Origin of the sequence: Rhodococcus sp. WS1, from assembly GCF_003797745.1 — a bacterium.
Classification (GTDB): domain Bacteria; phylum Actinomycetota; class Actinomycetes; order Mycobacteriales; family Mycobacteriaceae; genus Rhodococcus_F; species Rhodococcus_F erythropolis.
Genome location: NZ_RKLZ01000002.1, coordinates 1,519,363 through 1,536,222, shown reverse-complemented (window position 1 = coordinate 1,536,222; position 16,860 = coordinate 1,519,363). Strand labels below are relative to the sequence as shown.

Sequence of the window (16,860 nt, the reverse complement as noted above, 5' to 3'; positions counted from 1 at the left end):
GACATCCCTCGGCACTTGGAGTAGGACATGGCCCCCGGCGACGTGACCCGCAGCGCGAATCGCACGTTCGAACTTCTCGGTGCGATCGTCGAGCACGGCGGATTGACGCTCGGCGACGCCGCCAAGGCAACCGATCTGGCAACCAGTACCGCCCTTCGCCTGATCAGAAGCCTCGAACAAACCGAGTTCGTCGTTCGCGGCGAGGACAACGTCTATCGCGTCGGCCCGCGGCTATTGCAGATCGGAGCTCGCGCTCTCGGTGACAATCAACTGTTGCCGAGAGCCCGGCCCGCGATGAAGGCCATCGCCGAAACCACGAGGGAATCGACCTACCTGTCGACGATGGGACCGAAAGACACTGCGCTGTATCTCGATCAGATCGAGGGCACGCACGCGATCCGCCACATGGGGTGGGTGGGACAGAGCGTTCCCCTGGACGGCACCGCCGTCGGCGCAGCGTTGAGCGGCAAGGTAGGTGAGAGCGGGTACGCCATTGCGCACGACACCATCGAGGATCACTCGACCGGAGTTGCCGCGCCGATCTACAACGCAGTCGGTCAGATAGCCGGAGCGCTCAGCGTCGTCGGCCCGACATTCCGTCTGACGGACGAGGTCTGCGCCAGCCACGGTCGCGTCTTGGTGGAGCACTGCGCCCGGTTGTCCGCGGAACTCGGCAGCCAGGCTCCCTGACCACCCCGAGCACTTGGCGATTCAGTCTCGTATCCGAGACAATGTGGTTCCCCGCTCCGGATTTCCTACCTACTCGTAAGGACACACCCCACATGACGACGAGTCGCGTGAAATCTGCTGAGCGCGTGCTCGACGTGCTCGATCTCCTGGCCCGCCGGGGTGTGCCGCTGGCGACGGCCGAAATCTCGAGCGCCCTCGAGCTGCCGAAGAGTACGACGCATCATCTCCTCAATGTCATGCGGGATCGACGGTTCGTCTCGTACTGGGCTGATCAGCGCGCCTGGACCCTGGGTGTCTCGGCGTTCGAAGTCGGTGCGTCGTACATGCGCTCAGGCCCACTTCACCGTGAGGGCCAACGATTCATGCTGGCACTCACTCAGTCGACGGATGAGACGTCTCATCTGGCGGTACTACAGGGCTCTGACGTCATCTACCTCGACAAACGTGAACCACTGAAGCCGGGCGTGCGATTGGTGACCGAAATCGGGACTCGCCTTCCAGCGCATCTCACCGCAGTCGGGCGCGCGATTCTGAGCCGTCTGGACGTGGAACAGATCAGCGCGCTCTACGAGGGATACACCTGGCCGACGCGGACCGGAACGGGACCGTCGACGCTCGCCGAACTGCGAGAACTGCTCGCCGCAGCACGTGAGAGCGGATATGCGGTCGAAGAGAATGCGACGACATCCGGAATCAATTGCATCGCCAGCCCCGTGATCACGCGGGACGGTCGTCCGGTCGCAGCTCTCGGCGTCACCTTCCTCTCGGGCTCCAAATCGGCCGAGGAGAGTGCCCTGATCGCCGACCGAGTGCGCGCCGTCAGCGCCGAGTTCTCCGCCGATCTCGGAGATCGAATGGTGGAGACCCCGCCCGCAGACATGTAGCCAATTTCTCCGTTCCGTACTTTGCGGGCCTTGTTTTCGTCTCATATTCAAGACTAGAGTCTCGTATACAAGACTTGCTGAATCACCGCCGCATCATCATTGGAGTCCCATGAACGCCACCCCTGCCACCCATACAGCCACCCGAACCATTGAGGTCGGAATCGGCGCTGTCACCATCGCCGACGTCGTCGACGTCGCGCGCAACGGTTACGGCGTCGCATTGACCGCGGAATCACTGACCGCGATCGCCGAAAGTCGTGCACGCATCGAGGCCCTGGCCGCAGATCCCACGCCGGTCTACGGGGTTTCCACCGGATTCGGCGCACTTGCCACCCGGCACATTCCGGCGCATCTGCGGACGCAGTTGCAGCGCAGCCTGATCCGCTCACACGCGGCAGGTTCGGGACCGGAAGTCGAACGCGAAGTGATCCGGGCCTTGATGCTTCTGCGCCTGTCGACGCTCGCCACCGGAAGGACCGGAGTGCGCCCCGTGGTCGCACAGGCGTACGCCGACCTACTCACCGCAGGCATCACCCCGGTGGTGCACGAATACGGCAGCCTCGGATGCTCGGGAGATCTGGCACCACTGGCTCATGTGGCGATGGCAATCATCGGCGAAGGTTCCGTCCGCACCGCCGACGGTGAACTCACCGATGCGGCAACGGCATTGGCTGCCCATGGCCTCGAACCGGTGGTTCTGGCCGAGAAAGAAGGCCTCGCACTGATCAACGGTACCGACGGGATGCTCGGCCAACTGGCCCTTGCGATCACCGATCTCGATCATCTGCTCAAGTTGGCCGACATCGCTGCCGCCATGAGCGTCGAGGGCTTGCTCGGCACCGATCAGGTGTTCGCCGCGGACCTCCAAACGCTTCGCCCCCACCCCGGCCAGGGCGCGGCCGCGTCGAACATGGTGCGTCTGCTTGCCGATTCCCCGATCGTCGCCAGCCATGCGGGCCCTGACTGCACCAGGGTTCAAGACGCGTACTCACTGCGGTGCGCACCGCAGGTCGCCGGCGGCGCACGCGACACCGTCGATCACGCCCGCCTCGTCGCCGGGCGCGAATTGGCCAGTGCTGTCGACAATCCCGTTGTCACCCTCGACGGACGGGTTCGATCCAACGGAAACTTCCACGGAGCTCCCGTGGCCTACGTCTTGGACTTCCTCGCCATCGTGACCGCGGATGTCGCGGGTATCAGCGAACGCCGCACCGACCGCTTCCTCGACGTAGCGCGCAATCACGGTCTGACCCCCTTCCTCGCCGACGACCCCGGAGTCGACAGCGGACTGATGATCGCGCAGTACACACAGGCTGCCGTCGTGTCCGAACTCAAGCGACTCGCAAGCCCTGCCAGTGTCGATTCGATTCCCTCCTCGGCGATGCAGGAAGATCACGTCTCCATGGGATGGTCGGGTGCACGCAAGCTCCGCCGGTCCATCGACGGTCTCACCCGAGTTCTCGCGATCGAGATACTCACTGCAGCACGAGGAATCGATTTGCGCTCCCCACTCGAGCCCTCACCAGCCACCGGAGCCGTCCTTCGGACCCTGCGCGAGAAGGTGCAGGGGCCGGGCACCGATCGCTTCCTGTCCCCCGAGATCGAGGCCGCGGTGGACTTGGCGGCATCCGGTGCACTCGTTGCGGCCGCGGAGAACGCGATCGGCGCCCTGGCATGAGCGCGCCCGGAGCGCTGCGGCCTCGCCCCCGACCCGAAATCGAAGCACTCCCTCGATACTCCAAAGCCGCAGGCCTCGAGCAGGTTCGGTGGCGGGCGTCGAGCAACGAGTCGACGGTTGCACCCTCGGCGGCAATTCTCGAGGCCGTCAATCTCGCGGCCTCACACTCGCACTTGTATCCGTCGCTGTTCGGCGACACGCTGATCGCCCGGTTGAGCGACCGCCTGGGCGTCGGCGACGACCAGGTACTGGTCGGCGCCGGGTCGTTGGCACTGCTCCAGCAGGTATTGACCGCATACACGGGCCCGGGCACCGAAGTCGTCTACCCGTGGCGCAGCTACGAGGCGTACCCGATTCTGATCGGAATCGCCGGGGCGAGCGGTGTACCCGTCGCACTCGATTCCGAACACCGGCACGATCTGAGTGCAATGGCGGCAGCCGTGACTCCGCAGACCCGCGCGGTACTCGTCTGCAACCCCAACAATCCGACCGGAAGCGAGTTCTCGACCGCCGAGTTCGTCTCGTTCGCCCGCTCGATCCCGGGTGACGTCCTCATCCTTCTGGACGAGGCTTACCGGGAGTTCGCGACCAGCGATGTCGACGGCGTCGACCTGCTTCGAGCCTTTCCCAACATCGTCGTATTCCGAACCTTCTCCAAGGCTTACGGATTGGCCGGCCTTCGTGCCGGCTATGCCATCACCAATCCGGCGATCGCAGCGGATCTTTCCAGCGCGGCACCGCCCTTCGGGCTCAGCGCCGTTGCCGAGGCCGCGGCCTGCGCAGCGTTGACCGATCCGGCGCACACCGATTCGATAGTCGAAACGGTAACCGCGGGTCGCGCTCACCTACGTGAGCAACTCGCTGTGCGCGGCGTCGAGTCCGTCCCCAGCGGAGCGAACTTCGTCTGGATCCCTCTCGGCGAGAGAGCTTCTGCACTAGAAGCGGCTTGCGTCGCCCAGGGTGTCTCGGTCCGGATGTTCCCCGGCGAGGGAGTGCGGGTCACCGTCGGCGAGCGGGCCGCAGAAGACGCCGTGATCGCCGCTGTGGATGCTCTCGCACACAACCTTTGACCGACTGGAGAAAAGAATGTCCATCCACGAACTCGCTCGGTCGATCGGTTCGAGTCGCCTGATCACCGACCCGGCGGTAATGGACTCGTACCGTCGCGACGAGGCCCATCTCGCCGAACCCGGCCATCCGGCAGCCGTCATGCTCGCTGAAACTGCGGCCGACATTTCCGAGGCTCTGAAATGGGCTACTGCTCACCGTGTCCCGGTGGTAACCCGCGGTGCGGGAACCGGTTTGGCGGGTGGCGGGGCAGCCGTCGAGGGCTGCCTGGTCATCTCGACCACTCGCATGCGCTCGATTCTCGAGGTCAATCCGGACGATCAGCTGGCTGTCGTGGAAGCCGGGGTGATCAACGCTGACATCAGCCGAGCAGCAGACGAGTACGGGCTGATGTACGCCCCCGATCCGAGCAGCTTCGAGATCTCCACGATCGGCGGAAACATCGCCACCAACGCCGGTGGACTGCGTTGCGTGAAGTACGGCGTCACCCGCGATTCAGTCCTGGGTCTCGAGGTTGTGCTCGCCGACGGTCGGATCGTGCGGACAGGCCGAAGGACCGTCAAAGGTGTTGCGGGATACGACTTGACCAGTCTTCTCGTCGGTTCGGAAGGAACACTCGGAGTCGTCACGAGTGCCACGCTCAAGTTGCAGCCCAAGCCCAAGAGAGCACCGGTCACCGTCGTCGGCAGTTTCGACTCTCTCCGCTCCGCAGCGGACGCGGTTGCCGCGGTCGTTCGCGACGGGATCGGGCCGAGCCTGCTGGAGCTGATCGATCGAGCAACCCTTCGCGCAGTCGACGACTGGAAACGAATCGGGTTGGAAGACAACACTGCCGCGATGCTGATCGCACAGGCCGATGGGGTCGACGCCGACGCAGCAGCCGCGGCGATGCAGAAACACTTCGAGCAGGCCGGCGCCGATTTTGTCGCCGTCTCACAGGACGCAGCAGAAGCCGCACAGCTACTCGAGATTCGCCGACTCGCCTATCCGGCATCCGAACGACTCGGTCAATGTCTGGTGGAAGACGTCGGGGTCCCGCGGTCGAAACTGCCCGACATGCTCGAAAGTATCGACCGGGCGGCCGCCGAGCACTCGGTCAAGATCATGACCGTCGCGCACGCGGGTGACGGCAACGTCCATCCGACCTTCGTCTTCGACCGCACAGCCGACGGCTCGGTCCCCGAAGCCGTGTGGACCGCCGCGGACGAGGTCTTCCGGCGTGCTCTCGAACTCGGCGGAACTCTGACCGGAGAGCACGGCGTCGGCGTTCTGAAGCGTCGCTGGCTCTCTCTCGAGCTCGGCGAGGACAGCATGCAACTGCACCGATCGATCAAGGCCGCGTTCGATCCACTCGGAATCCTCAACCCTGGTAAGGGTTTCTGATTCTCGAGCGGTGTTACACAGCATTTACGCGAAATCGGGTTTCAGGTATTGACGCCTGTATATACAGGCATATACATTTATCCGCAGTGACAGTGACCCAGCGCACAGAGCACCAGGCGCAAAGCACCAAGCACGAAGAAGGTGGGCAATACCCCGACGTCGATTCCGTCGCTCGACGGGCTCGCAGCAGAAAGACAGGCCTATGACTCACGATGGACCGGCCGAGGTCATCCTCACTCCGGAACGACGCACTATCGACGTCGTCCCGGATGCAGAACGACACGGCACCCCGCGCAGCCAGTTCACTCTCTGGTTCGGCGCCAACATGCAGATCACGGCAATCGTCGACGGTGCTCTCGCCGTCGTATTCGGCGCGGACGCCATCTGGGCAATCGTCGGACTTCTGATCGGCAACATCTTCGGTGGCGCTGTCATGGCGCTTCACTCCGCACAGGGCCCGCGCATGGGCCTCCCCCAGATGATCTCGAGTCGCGCCCAGTTCGGCGTCAAGGGAGCCGTCGTACCGCTAGTTCTCGTCATCCTGATGTACCTCGGCTTCGCTGCCACCGGCACCGTGTTGGCCGGCCAAGCCGTCAACAAGATCCTGCACATCGACAGCCCCACCGTCGGCATCGTCGTCTTCGGTCTCCTCACCGCATTCGTCGCGGTCACCGGCTACAAGCTGATCCACATCGTCGGCAGGATCGCCACCGTCGTGGGCATCGTCGGATTCTCCTACCTGGCCGTTCGACTGTTCCTCGAGTACGACGTCGCCTCGTACGTCGGCATCAAGGGCTTCGACATCGTCACCTTCCTGCTCGCGATCTCGCTGGGTGCCGGTTGGCAGCTCACGTTCGGCCCGTACGTCGCCGACTACTCGCGTTACCTGCCGCGCAGCACCTCCGAGAGCACCACTTTCTGGTCGACGTTCCTCGGTAGCGTCATCGGATCACAGTGGTCCATGACTTTCGGCGCCCTCGTCGCGGCCTGCGCCGGCGACGCGTTCCTGGGTAACCAGGTCGGCTTCATGGGAGATCTGGCCGGACCCGCTGCCATCGCCTTCCTGATCTACTTCGTCATCCTGGTCGGCAAGCTGACGGTGAACGTGCTCAACGCGTACGGCGGATTCATGTCGATCCTGACCACCGTCACAGCCTTCAACGGCCAGTCGCGAATCTCGAGCACCGCCCGTACCCTCTACATTCTCGGGTTCACCGCCGTCTCGGTGTTGATCGCGATCGCCGCCAGCGCCGACTTCCTGGACAACTTCAAGAACTTCGTCCTGGTGTTGCTGATGGTGTTCACGCCGTGGAGTGCGATCAATCTGATCGACTACTACCTGATCTCCAAGGAGCGCATCGACATTCCGGCGCTCTACGACGTCAACGGTCGATACGGAGCATGGAACTTCACCGCATTGGCTTGCTACGCCGCCGGCGTTCTCGCCCAGATCCCGTTCCTCGCCCAGAAGATGTACACCGGCCCCGTCACGGACATGCTCGGCGGCGCCGACATCTCCTGGATCGTCGGCATCGTGTTCACCGGGCTGATCTATTACCCGCTCGCCAAACGCACCAGCAATCCACCTTCGTCGATGATCTACCCCGATCACACCGCGATGACCGACTCTCGCGTCTGATCCCCCAACATCTTTCGAACTTCAGTTAAGCAAGGAGAACACCATGGAAATCAGCACCCCCGGCCACGAGCCGCGCCCCGTCCGTGCTCCCCGCGGCCCCGAGCTCACGACGCTCGGTTGGCAGCAGGAGGGCGCCCTGCGCATGCTCATGAACAACCTCGACCCCGATGTTGCCGAGCACCCGGACAGCCTCGTCGTCTACGGCGGAACCGGTCGCGCAGCACGTAGTTGGGCGGCATTCGACGCCATGGTCGCCACGCTGAAGACGCTGAAGAACGACGAGACCATGCTCGTGCAGTCCGGCAAGCCGGTCGGTGTCTTCCGCACCAACGAGTGGGCACCGCGAGTGCTGATCGCCAACTCCAACCTCGTCGGTGACTGGGCGAACTGGGAAGAGTTCCGCCGTCTCGAAGACCTCGGCCTGACCATGTACGGCCAGATGACCGCAGGCTCCTGGATTTACATCGGCACCCAGGGAATCCTGCAGGGCACCTACGAGACCTTCGGCGCCATTGCGAAGAAGCGCTACAACGGATCGCTCGCCGGAACGATCACGCTCACTGCAGGTCTCGGCGGAATGGGCGGCGCCCAGCCTCTCGCCGTCACCATGAACGACGGCGTCGCGATCTGCGTCGACTGCGACATCACCCGCATCGACCGTCGCATCGCCCACAAGTACCTCGACACCAAGGCCGACAGCATCGAGCACGCGCTCGAACTGGCGACAGCGGCACGTGACGCCAAGAAGCCGCTCTCCATCGGCCTCGAAGGCAATGCGGCAGAGATCTTCCCGGCTCTGCTGGAGATGAAGGCCCCCATCGACATCGTCACCGACCAGACCTCGGCGCACGATCCCCTCGCCTACCTGCCGATCGGGATCGACTTCCCCGACATGAAGATCATGTCGGAGAAGGATCCGCAGAAGTTCACCGAAGATTCCCGCAACGCGATGGCCGCGCACGTCAAGGCCATGGTCGGATTCATGGACGCCGGCGCCGAGGTGTTCGACTACGGCAACTCCATCCGTGACGAGGCCCGCAAGGCCGGCTACGACCGCGCTTTCGACTTCCCAGGATTCGTTCCGGCCTACATCCGCCCGCTCTTCGAAGAAGGTCTCGGCCCCTTCCGCTGGGCAGCTCTCTCCGGTGATCCCAAGGACATCGAGGCCACCGACAAGGCCATCCTCGAACTCTTCCCCGAGAACGAGCACCTGCGTCGCTGGATAACCATGGCAGGCGAAAAGGTTGCCTTCGAGGGCCTTCCGGCCCGCATCTGCTGGCTCGGATACGGTGAGCGCCACCTCGCGGGCCTCAAGTTCAACGAGATGGTCGCCTCGGGCGAACTGTCCGCGCCGATCGCCATCGGCCGCGATCACCTCGACTCGGGATCGGTCGCCTCGCCGTACCGCGAAACCGAATCGATGATCGACGGGTCCGACGCGATCGCCGACTGGCCGCTGCTCAACGCCCTGGTCAACACCGCGTCCGGCGCTTCGTGGGTTTCACTTCACCAAGGCGGCGGCGTCGGTATGGGACGCTCCATCCACGCGGGACAGGTGTGCATCGCCGACGGCACCGAACTCGCGGCCAAGAAGCTCGAAGCGGTTCTCACCAACGATCCCGGGATGGGCGTCATCCGGCATGCGGATGCAGGATACGACCACGCCATCGACACGGCGGCCACGCGCGGCGTCCGTATCCCGATGACCGAGAACTGAAACAGCTCCACCACCTCACACTGAGTTAGGAATTACATTGACCACGAATGGTTCTCGAACCACAGTTCTGACCAACATCGGAACCCTCGTCACCAATGACCCGACTCTGGGTGAGGGCAAGCTCGGCGTACGACACGACGCGGCAATCGTTTTCGACGACGGCGTTGTTGCTTGGGTCGGCGATTCCGCCGACGCCCCGGCTGCCGATATCGGTCAGGATATCGGCGGTCGGGCCCTGCTCCCCGGTTTCGTGGAGAGTCACTCGCACCTGGTGTTCGGTGGCGAGCGGGCCGAGGAATTCGCAGCTCGCATGGCGGGCGAGAAGTACGCCGCCGGCGGCATTCGCAACACCATCGAAGCGACGCGCTCGGCCACCGACGAGCAATTGCAGGCCAATGTTCGGCGCCTACTCGACGAATCCCTGCGCTCGGGCAGCACAACCGTCGAATGCAAGACCGGGTACGGGCAGAACACCGAGAGCGAACTACGCAGCGCACTGATCGCCGGGCAGTTCACCGACGAGGTCACACTGCTGGCCGCCCATGTTCCACCACCCGAATATGCCGGCCGCGCCGATGATTACGTCGCCATGGCGTGCGACGAGATGATCCCTGCCTGTGCGCCACACGCAAAGTGGATCGATGTCTTCTGCGAGCGAGGAGCATTCAACCGCGAACAGGCTCATGCAGTCCTGAGCGCAGGCGTAGCCGCCGGACTGATCCCCCGCGTCCACGGCAATCAGCTCGGCGAAGGGCCAGGAGTTCAGCTCGCCGTCGAGATGGGAGCAGCGTCCGTCGACCACGTCACGTACGTCACCGCCGAGGACATCGATGCCCTGGCTCAGAGTTCTACCGTCGCAACGCTGTTGCCCGGCGCCGACTTCTCCACCCGCAACAAGTACCCCGACGCCCGCGCACTGCTCGACGCTGGAGTCACCGTAGCTCTGGGCGCCGACTGCAATCCCGGTACCTGTTACACCACGAGCCTTCCGTTCTGCATCGCAATTGCGGTGCGAGACATGCACATGACGCCCGCTGAGGCAGTCTGGGCAGCCACTGCAGGTGGCGCTCGGGCGCTGCAGCGCACCGACGTCGGAACCCTTTCTCTCGGAACACGTGCCGACGCCATCGCGCTCGATGCACCGTCGTACCTCCACCTCGCCTACCGCCCGGGCGTCCCTCTGGTGCGCGAGGTCTGGAAAAACGGCGCACTCGCCACAAGCTACTGAAATACACTCACCGGGAGGCCGTCGTGGCACATCAGATCGCAGTCGACATCGAACCCAAGCCGTGGACCGGGCGCTCCGACGGCACCACTGCCGAGCATCTGCGGTGGCATCATGCCGTGCAACCGTATTCAGCCGAAACAGCTCCCGGCGACTGTGTTCTGATCGGATTCTCCAGTGACGAAGGAGTCCGCCGCAACAAGGGCCGCCGCGGCGCCGCGGACGGCCCGGACGCGTTGCGAGCGGGGTTGGCCTCCATGGCGCTGGCCGAACCACTGCAGATTCAGGACGCGGGAACCGTTGCCGTGTCGGGTGAAGAACTCGAGGCCGGTCAGGCCGCACTCGGGAACGCCGTCAGTGCCGCGCTCGATTCGGGACACTTCCCCGTGGTTCTCGGGGGAGGACACGAAATCGCCTACGGTACATACCTCGGCGTCGCGGGCTCCGAGTTGCGAACAGCCGGAGCCAAACTCGGAATCCTCAACTTGGATGCGCACTTCGATCTACGTGGCGACCCGATCCCCAGTTCCGGCACGCCTTTTCGTCAGATCGCCGAGGACGAAGCCGCGGCAGGCACCTCACATCAGTACAGCGTGATCGGAATCAGCCAACCGAGCAACACCACTGCTCTGTTCGACACGGCTCACCGCCTTGGCGTTCGCTATCTGCTCGACGAAGAATGCGGAGTGATCGGTCGAGGCGTCGTGGATCAGTTCCTCGCAGACTTCCTCGACGACGTCGATCTGGTCTACCTGACCATCGACCTCGACGTGCTTCCCGCCGCCGTGGCGCCGGGCGTCAGCGCACCCGCGGCCTACGGCGTCAGCCTGGAAACAATCCAATACGTATGTGATCGAGTCACATCCAGCGGAAAGCTCGCGGTTCTCGATGTCGCCGAACTGAACCCGAGCCTCGACATCGACAATCGCACTGCCCGGACCGCTGCTCGCCTGATCCACCGGATAGTCACGAAGCACGTGCCGGTTCAGCGCTAGCCTCGGCGCGCCTCCAGCGCATCGAGAATGAGATCGAGACCGTAGGCGAACTCACTCGTGTGGTCGTAAGCCGGACTCAGACCGTGATCGACGATCATCTCGTGAAGGAAGGGCAACTCTTCAGCCGGAAGGTGCTCGAGGATGTCACTCGCAACTTCTTCGACGTCGACGGGCCCGCTGATCGGCAGATTCGCCTCCTGGAGAACATATCCGCCGATGTAGCTGTCGATCAGCGAGGCTCCGTGGGCGGCCATCGGCAGCGTGAACCCGGCCTTCCGGAGGACTCCGAGCACAGCGTCGAGATGACGCATGGTCGCCGAGCCAGGGTTGCGTCGCGAATCCAGCAAACCGAGAGCCCAACGGTGCTGCGACAGGACTGTGCGAGCGGAAAAGGCGCGTCCGCGGATTGCATCTCGCCAATCCGCGCACTCGCCGTCGGGTAGGTCGATCGCCTCGAAGACCGCATCGACGAGGCCGTCGAGAATCGCATCTTTGTTGGGCACGTGGTGGTAGAGCGACATCGCCTCGATGCCCAACTCCTGGGCCACCCGTCGCATCGTGACAGCCTCGACACCACCCGCGTCGGCAACGCGGATCGCACCCTCGATTACGCGAGTCCTGTTCAGCGACTGTCGCGGCTGCCGTGACACACAGACTCCCCTCCGAGGAACGAATACGTTGACAACCTTACATCCGTAAGTCACCCTTACAGGTGTAAGCCAGCCTTACGCTCGTAAGGCGCTCGCGAAGGGAGACCGCAATGCCGATGCCGAGATGGTGGGGACACGTCAACAAGCGAGTGTTCAATCCGCGAGCGATCTCGAGCGGAAAGTGGCCGGTACTGACACACGTCGGACGCACATCCGGCACGACCTACCGGACCCCTCTCGACGCCTATCCGGTCGAGGGTGGCTACGTCTTCATTCTGGTGTACGGATCAGGCTCGGACTGGGTGCAGAACGTCTTGAAAGCGGGAAGCGCTCGACTGTCGGTCGACGAGACGGAGGTGCGCCTTGGCGCCCCGCGCCTCGTCACGAAAGACGAAGCATTTCAAGCACTTTCCTCAGACGTGTCCCAACCCCCGAGACTGCTCCGCATCACCGAGTACCTTCGGATGGATCTGATTACGGCCTGAGGCTGCCCGTCACGCGAGGACCTCACGCACGGCGGACCTGACTTCGTCCATGCTGCAACCGGATTCGATCAGTTCAGTACCCGTATGCACCAGCGAGTTGATCAACTTGGCGGTGAGCTTCGGGTCCGACACGCCACGGAGGCGAAGGGCCTCGACAAGCGGAAGTACAAGACTGTCGTGCATTTCCATGATCCGCGAATCTCGAAACGTTTGCGGGGTCAGCGTCGCCAGCGCTCCGACTATCGCATGCTCCCCGTCTGCTACCAGTTGGAGGTTTGCTTCGACGTAAGCCCATATCGGATCGTCTGCGCCTGCCATCGCCTCGACGATCTTGTCGTTCCAGCGCGGGAACATATCTTCGACGACGGCACTGAGGAGATCTTCTCGGGACCGGAAGTAGTGGTAGGCACTCGACCTGGCGAGCCCGGCCTTCGCTGCCACCTCACCGAGCCCCGGCGGCCGGTCCGGGGTCTCGGACAGAAGAGCGTGTGCAGCGTCGAGGAGGGCACGCCGCTGAGCAGCACGATGCTCGACCACAGTGGGGGCATCGATCCTCGGCACCGAATCTCCTCCAGTCCCCTTGCGGGCTTACTCGCTCTGACGCAATCGACCGTCAACCATTTCGAGGATGCGGTCGCAGTGCCCGAGCACGTCGTGATCGTGGGTCACCATGATCGTAGCGACGCCGGCCTCGTGAGTTTCGCGCGAGAGCAGTTCAACCACCTCATGGCTACGCTTTCGGTCGAGAGCAGCCGTCGGCTCGTCGACGAGCAGTAGCGAGGGATTGCTCATCAATGCCCGAGCGATACCGACGCGCTGTCGTTCGCCGCCGGAGAGTTGACCAGGTCGACGATCCGCACGGTGGCTCATACCGACCGAGTCGAGCAATTCCTCGGGATCGCGCCCCGGCCGCCCCGTGAGCTTGGGAATCAGCCGAAGCTGATCGCGCGCCGTCAGCGCTGGAATCAGATTGCCGGATTGAAAGACGAAGCCGACCTTGTCTCGTCGAAGTTTGGCCAATGCACGGGCCGGCATCGCCGACACGTCGACGCCGTCGATGACAATCGTTCCACTCGACGGCCGACCGAGTCCGCCTGCCACAGCGAGCAAGCTCGACTTTCCAGCCCCTGACGGCCCGACGATCGCGACGAGTTCGCCGCCCGTGACCTCGAGGTCCACGTTGTCGAGGGCGAGCACTGTGGAGTCACCGTCACCGAATCGAAGACTGACAGCGGTCAATACCAGTCCGGTAGTGGTTTTTTCGACTGTGGTCATCGGTTTTCCCCCAATGCGGTGAGCGGGTTGACACGCGTAACGCGGACGATGGAAACGGCTGCGCCGATCAGCCCGAGTACCGCCAAGAGCACTGCGCCGTTGACGACAGGGCCGGACTCCAGAGCGAACGGCATCCCACCGCCTTCGAGTCCCGAGCCGAGCCCCAAGCCCAGCAACACACCGATGCCGATGGAACCAAGCAGCACTACCAGTGCCTGTGCCATGCCGTCGCGAAGCAGAAAGCCGGTGGAGGCTCCCATCGCACGCAACACTGCGAGTTCGCGACCACGCTGAACTGTCCAGATACTGAAGAATGCGCCGACGACCAGTGCGGAGATCGCGTACAGAAACGCCTTGATCATCGACATTGTCATCATTTCCGCGGAGAAGCCCGGTGAGGAGTCGAAAGATTCCTCGAGCGTCTTTGCGGACGTTCCCGCCGCCGCATCTCCCGACACGAGGTCCGGCACTACATCGTCCAGGCCCCGAATCGCGACAACACTCGCTTCGGAATACGCACTGGCGTTGGCGGTTTCGCCGATCTTGGCACCGGCGTGAACCTCCTGCCAGGTACGCAGGGGCAGGTAGGCGACGTCTACGTGCCCGAAAGTGCGCTTGTCTTCGGTGAAACCGACAACTGTCAGCTCCGTACCGAGTCGATCGAGTATCACCGTGTCACCGATCGCAACACCATCATCACGGAAGGTAGAGCTGACGATGATGTCCGTGTCGGCTTGCAGTCCCCTCCCGTCGGCGGTGACGGGCTCGAGGAAGGAGCCAGGTTCGATACCGAAGAGCGTGAGATCGACAGGCGTGCCACTGCGAGTTTTTGCATTGACGATCATGTTGCCGAAGAGCTCGGCGTCTTGGACATCGGGTTGCATGCGCCATGCCTGCGCCTGCTCCTCGGTGACGACCGAGCGCGAAAACGCCGAGTCGGCTTTGGTGTCCGGGGCGAAGGCAAACGCCTGGATCGGCGTCCGCTGCAAAGCGGAGACACCGTCGTTGACCAGGCCGGACGAGAGGCCGGACAGGATCACCATCAAGATCGAGATGAGGGCAACCACGGCGCCCATCAAGAGGAATCGGTTTCGCGCAAACCACAGTTCACGCAGGGCGAGGAACATTCGGGAAGCTCCAAAGTCGTCGGTGCGAGTCACGCCGACTTTTATCGACGCCTTGTCGAAATCATATCGACAAGGCGTCGAAAAACTATGTGAGGTGCGTTACTACTATTCGTAGTAGACATCGTGAGGCGCTGAGCGTCGTATCAGTCCCCGACGCCCACTGGCCGATCGCCGACAATCGAGATTCGATCCATCACACGACGAGCCGGGAAGTAGTCACTGGCCGCGTAATGCTGGCAGGTCCGATTGTCCCAGAAGGCAACAGTATTCGGCTCCCACTTCAGTCGGACCTGGAATTCCGGACGATTGACGTGGCGATACAGCATCGTGAGAAGTTCGTTCGATTCCTCTTCGGATACGCCCAAGATCCGTTGCGTGAAGGTCATGTTGACGAACAACACCCGCCTGCCGCTTTCCGGAATGACCCGAACCACCGGATGCTGCACCGCGGGGAACTTCGGACGCAACATCTCGACCGCATCCGCCGGCATCGACCGACCGAACGAGTTGATCCAATCATGTTCTGCAACAAGCGGGTCGATACGCTTCTTGACGTCTTCCGGAAGCAGATCGTAGGCAGCAGCGGTGTCAGCCCACAACGTGTCACCACCCACCTCTGGCACCTCGACTGCACGAAGTACGGCGGCAAATGAAGGAAACTCGTGCCACGTCACGTCGTTGTGCCAGTTGTTCTCGACGCCGCCGACCATTGCATCCTTGGCCAGCGTCGTGACATCGACGTCCGTCTGCCCTGGCTGCGTGTACTTGAAGAACGGATGCTGTTCGAGATCGCCCCAACGCTCGGCAAAAGCTCGATGTTCTGCTCGGCCGAGGTCCTGATCCCGAAAGAAGAGGACTTTCCATTCGAGGAGAGCGCGGCGAAGTTCCGCAATCACGGCATCAGACAGGTCCCCACCGAGTCGAATGCCGGAGATTTCCGCTCCGATCGTCGGCGTGACCGCCTTGACCGCAAAGTGTTCGTACGGCGCCGGAACTACGGACTCGGGATTCCGGCGAGCGACAAGTGGACCATAGGCAGCAAGCGGATCGGTGGGGATCGGAAAGATCGTTGCCGCAGGCAAAAGGGTAGCCATCAAGGCACTTCCTCGGAATCGACGATGTCGTAACGGACAAAATCCAGATTAAGGCTATCTCCTTAACGTGTCAACGGTCACGTTCTCCGGCGCGCACCTTGACCCTGACGCCGCGTCAGGGTTGGAGAATGGTTTCCACTGACGAAATCCGAATCGACAAACGGGAGGGCGAGGCGATGATGACCATCGGCGAGCTGGCGAATCTGGCCGGCACCACCGTCAGATCCGTGCGCTACTACCACTCGAACGGGCTTCTCGAAGAACCACAACGCCAACCCAACGGCTACCGCATGTACCGGGCGGTGGACCTGGCACGACTGAGCCGCATCCGCCGCCTGCGCGATCTGGGGATTCCTGTTGCCAAGATCGCCGAACTGCTCGACGGCGACGCTCACGACACCCGGTCCGCACTCGACGCACTCGACAAGGAACTGGCAGCCAAGGCCGAACAGATCGCGGTTCAACGTGCTCACATCGAGTCGCTACGCCGCAACGCCGATCCCGAACTACCCGACGCGTTTTCGGAAGTGCTCGCACAGTATGTCGTTGCCGGTGCACCGACAGCGTGGATCGACAACGAGCGCGAACTCCTGATCCTCGCGCTCACCGTCTCCGGGGGTGATCCCGAAGTCTGCGATTCACTCCTGAGCGCACACCGCCGGGCGTTGGCGAAGCCGAACCGCAAGCAGGCAATCGAATTGATTACTCGCATGTACGCCCTCACCGACGCTCCGGCGGACGCCGACACGATTGCGGCCCTTGCCATTCAGTTCTGCGATTTCACCGAGAGAGTGCTTCCTGAACAGGCCGCACCGGAACGCCCTTCACCCACCCGGTTGGTAGCGGTGCTGCGCGAGCACCAAGCAGATCGAAGAACCCCGACCCAGGAAAGATTCGCGAAGGCTGTAGCGGCCGAGTTCGCTGCCCGCCAGTCTCGACCCTGAAACTCC

Annotated in this window: 16 protein-coding genes; 11 read left to right on the top strand and 5 right to left on the bottom strand. The window is 63.0% G+C overall.

Features of this window, described 5'->3' with window-relative positions; all coding sequences use genetic code 11:
• The first annotated feature begins 27 nt into the window (after positions 1-27).
• The 9 genes from EEB12_RS19825 (at position 28) to hutG (ending at position 11,279) form a co-directional block, all read left to right on the top strand.
• Positions 28-690: an IclR family transcriptional regulator gene (locus tag EEB12_RS19825; protein ID WP_020909174.1), complete on the top strand. Its 663-nt coding sequence runs from the start codon at positions 28-30 to the stop codon at positions 688-690.
• 92 nt (positions 691-782) lie between these two features.
• Positions 783-1,574: an IclR family transcriptional regulator gene (locus tag EEB12_RS19820; protein ID WP_141488365.1), complete on the top strand. Its 792-nt coding sequence runs from the start codon at positions 783-785 to the stop codon at positions 1,572-1,574.
• Between the two features lie 109 nt (positions 1,575-1,683).
• Positions 1,684-3,252, top strand: a complete 1,569-nt coding sequence (hutH, locus tag EEB12_RS19815; protein WP_141488364.1) for a histidine ammonia-lyase — start codon at positions 1,684-1,686, stop codon at positions 3,250-3,252.
• Positions 3,249-4,322 (top strand): histidinol-phosphate transaminase, encoded by a 1,074-nt coding sequence (locus tag EEB12_RS19810; protein WP_046379311.1) that lies wholly within the window; start codon positions 3,249-3,251, stop codon positions 4,320-4,322. Before hutH ends, EEB12_RS19810 begins: the two co-directional genes overlap by 4 nt.
• Before the next feature lie 16 nt (positions 4,323-4,338).
• On the top strand, positions 4,339-5,703 hold the full coding sequence (locus EEB12_RS19805; protein WP_046379312.1) for an FAD-binding oxidoreductase: 1,365 nt from the start codon (positions 4,339-4,341) through the stop codon (positions 5,701-5,703).
• A gap of 202 nt (positions 5,704-5,905) precedes the next feature.
• Positions 5,906-7,342 (top strand): purine-cytosine permease family protein, encoded by a 1,437-nt coding sequence (locus EEB12_RS19800; RefSeq protein ID WP_020909179.1) that lies wholly within the window; start codon positions 5,906-5,908, stop codon positions 7,340-7,342.
• A gap of 43 nt (positions 7,343-7,385) precedes the next feature.
• Positions 7,386-9,059, top strand: coding sequence for a urocanate hydratase (hutU, locus tag EEB12_RS19795; RefSeq protein WP_019745352.1), 1,674 nt, complete (start codon positions 7,386-7,388; stop codon positions 9,057-9,059).
• A gap of 37 nt (positions 9,060-9,096) precedes the next feature.
• Positions 9,097-10,287, top strand: coding sequence for an imidazolonepropionase (gene hutI / locus EEB12_RS19790; RefSeq protein WP_029256288.1), 1,191 nt, complete (start codon positions 9,097-9,099; stop codon positions 10,285-10,287).
• A gap of 23 nt (positions 10,288-10,310) precedes the next feature.
• Positions 10,311-11,279: a formimidoylglutamase gene (gene hutG / locus EEB12_RS19785; RefSeq protein WP_141488363.1), complete on the top strand. Its 969-nt coding sequence runs from the start codon at positions 10,311-10,313 to the stop codon at positions 11,277-11,279.
• Here the strand turns inward: hutG and EEB12_RS19780 are convergent.
• Positions 11,276-11,929: a TetR/AcrR family transcriptional regulator gene (locus EEB12_RS19780; RefSeq protein ID WP_141488362.1), complete on the bottom strand. Its 654-nt coding sequence runs from the start codon at positions 11,927-11,929 to the stop codon at positions 11,276-11,278. The genes hutG and EEB12_RS19780 overlap by 4 nt on opposite strands.
• Positions 11,930-12,039: 110 nt before the next feature.
• Between EEB12_RS19780 and EEB12_RS19775 the strand changes: the two genes are divergently transcribed.
• Positions 12,040-12,414, top strand: a complete 375-nt coding sequence (locus tag EEB12_RS19775) for a nitroreductase family deazaflavin-dependent oxidoreductase (RefSeq protein ID WP_021331953.1) — start codon at positions 12,040-12,042, stop codon at positions 12,412-12,414.
• Positions 12,415-12,423: 9 nt separating this feature from the next.
• Here the strand turns inward: EEB12_RS19775 and EEB12_RS19770 are convergent, their stop codons facing one another.
• The 4 genes from EEB12_RS19770 to EEB12_RS19755 form a co-directional block, all read right to left on the bottom strand.
• On the bottom strand, positions 12,424-12,975 hold the full coding sequence (locus EEB12_RS19770) for a TetR/AcrR family transcriptional regulator (RefSeq protein ID WP_019745357.1): 552 nt from the start codon (positions 12,973-12,975) through the stop codon (positions 12,424-12,426).
• Positions 12,976-13,002: 27 nt separating this feature from the next.
• On the bottom strand, positions 13,003-13,689 hold the full coding sequence (locus EEB12_RS19765; protein WP_020970838.1) for an ABC transporter ATP-binding protein: 687 nt from the start codon (positions 13,687-13,689) through the stop codon (positions 13,003-13,005).
• Positions 13,686-14,816 (bottom strand): ABC transporter permease, encoded by a 1,131-nt coding sequence (locus tag EEB12_RS19760; protein WP_031330803.1) that lies wholly within the window; start codon positions 14,814-14,816, stop codon positions 13,686-13,688. Before EEB12_RS19760 ends, EEB12_RS19765 begins: the two co-directional genes overlap by 4 nt.
• A 143-nt stretch (positions 14,817-14,959) precedes the next feature.
• Positions 14,960-15,910, bottom strand: a complete 951-nt coding sequence (locus tag EEB12_RS19755) for a TauD/TfdA dioxygenase family protein (RefSeq protein ID WP_020970840.1) — start codon at positions 15,908-15,910, stop codon at positions 14,960-14,962.
• 128 nt (positions 15,911-16,038) lie between these two features.
• On the opposite strand from EEB12_RS19755, the gene EEB12_RS19750 reads away from it, so the two are divergent.
• Positions 16,039-16,854 carry a MerR family transcriptional regulator gene (locus tag EEB12_RS19750; protein WP_019745361.1) on the top strand — a complete coding sequence of 272 codons (816 nt, stop codon included), beginning with the start codon at positions 16,039-16,041 and terminating at the stop codon, positions 16,852-16,854.
• The last annotated feature ends 6 nt before the right edge of the window (positions 16,855-16,860 follow it).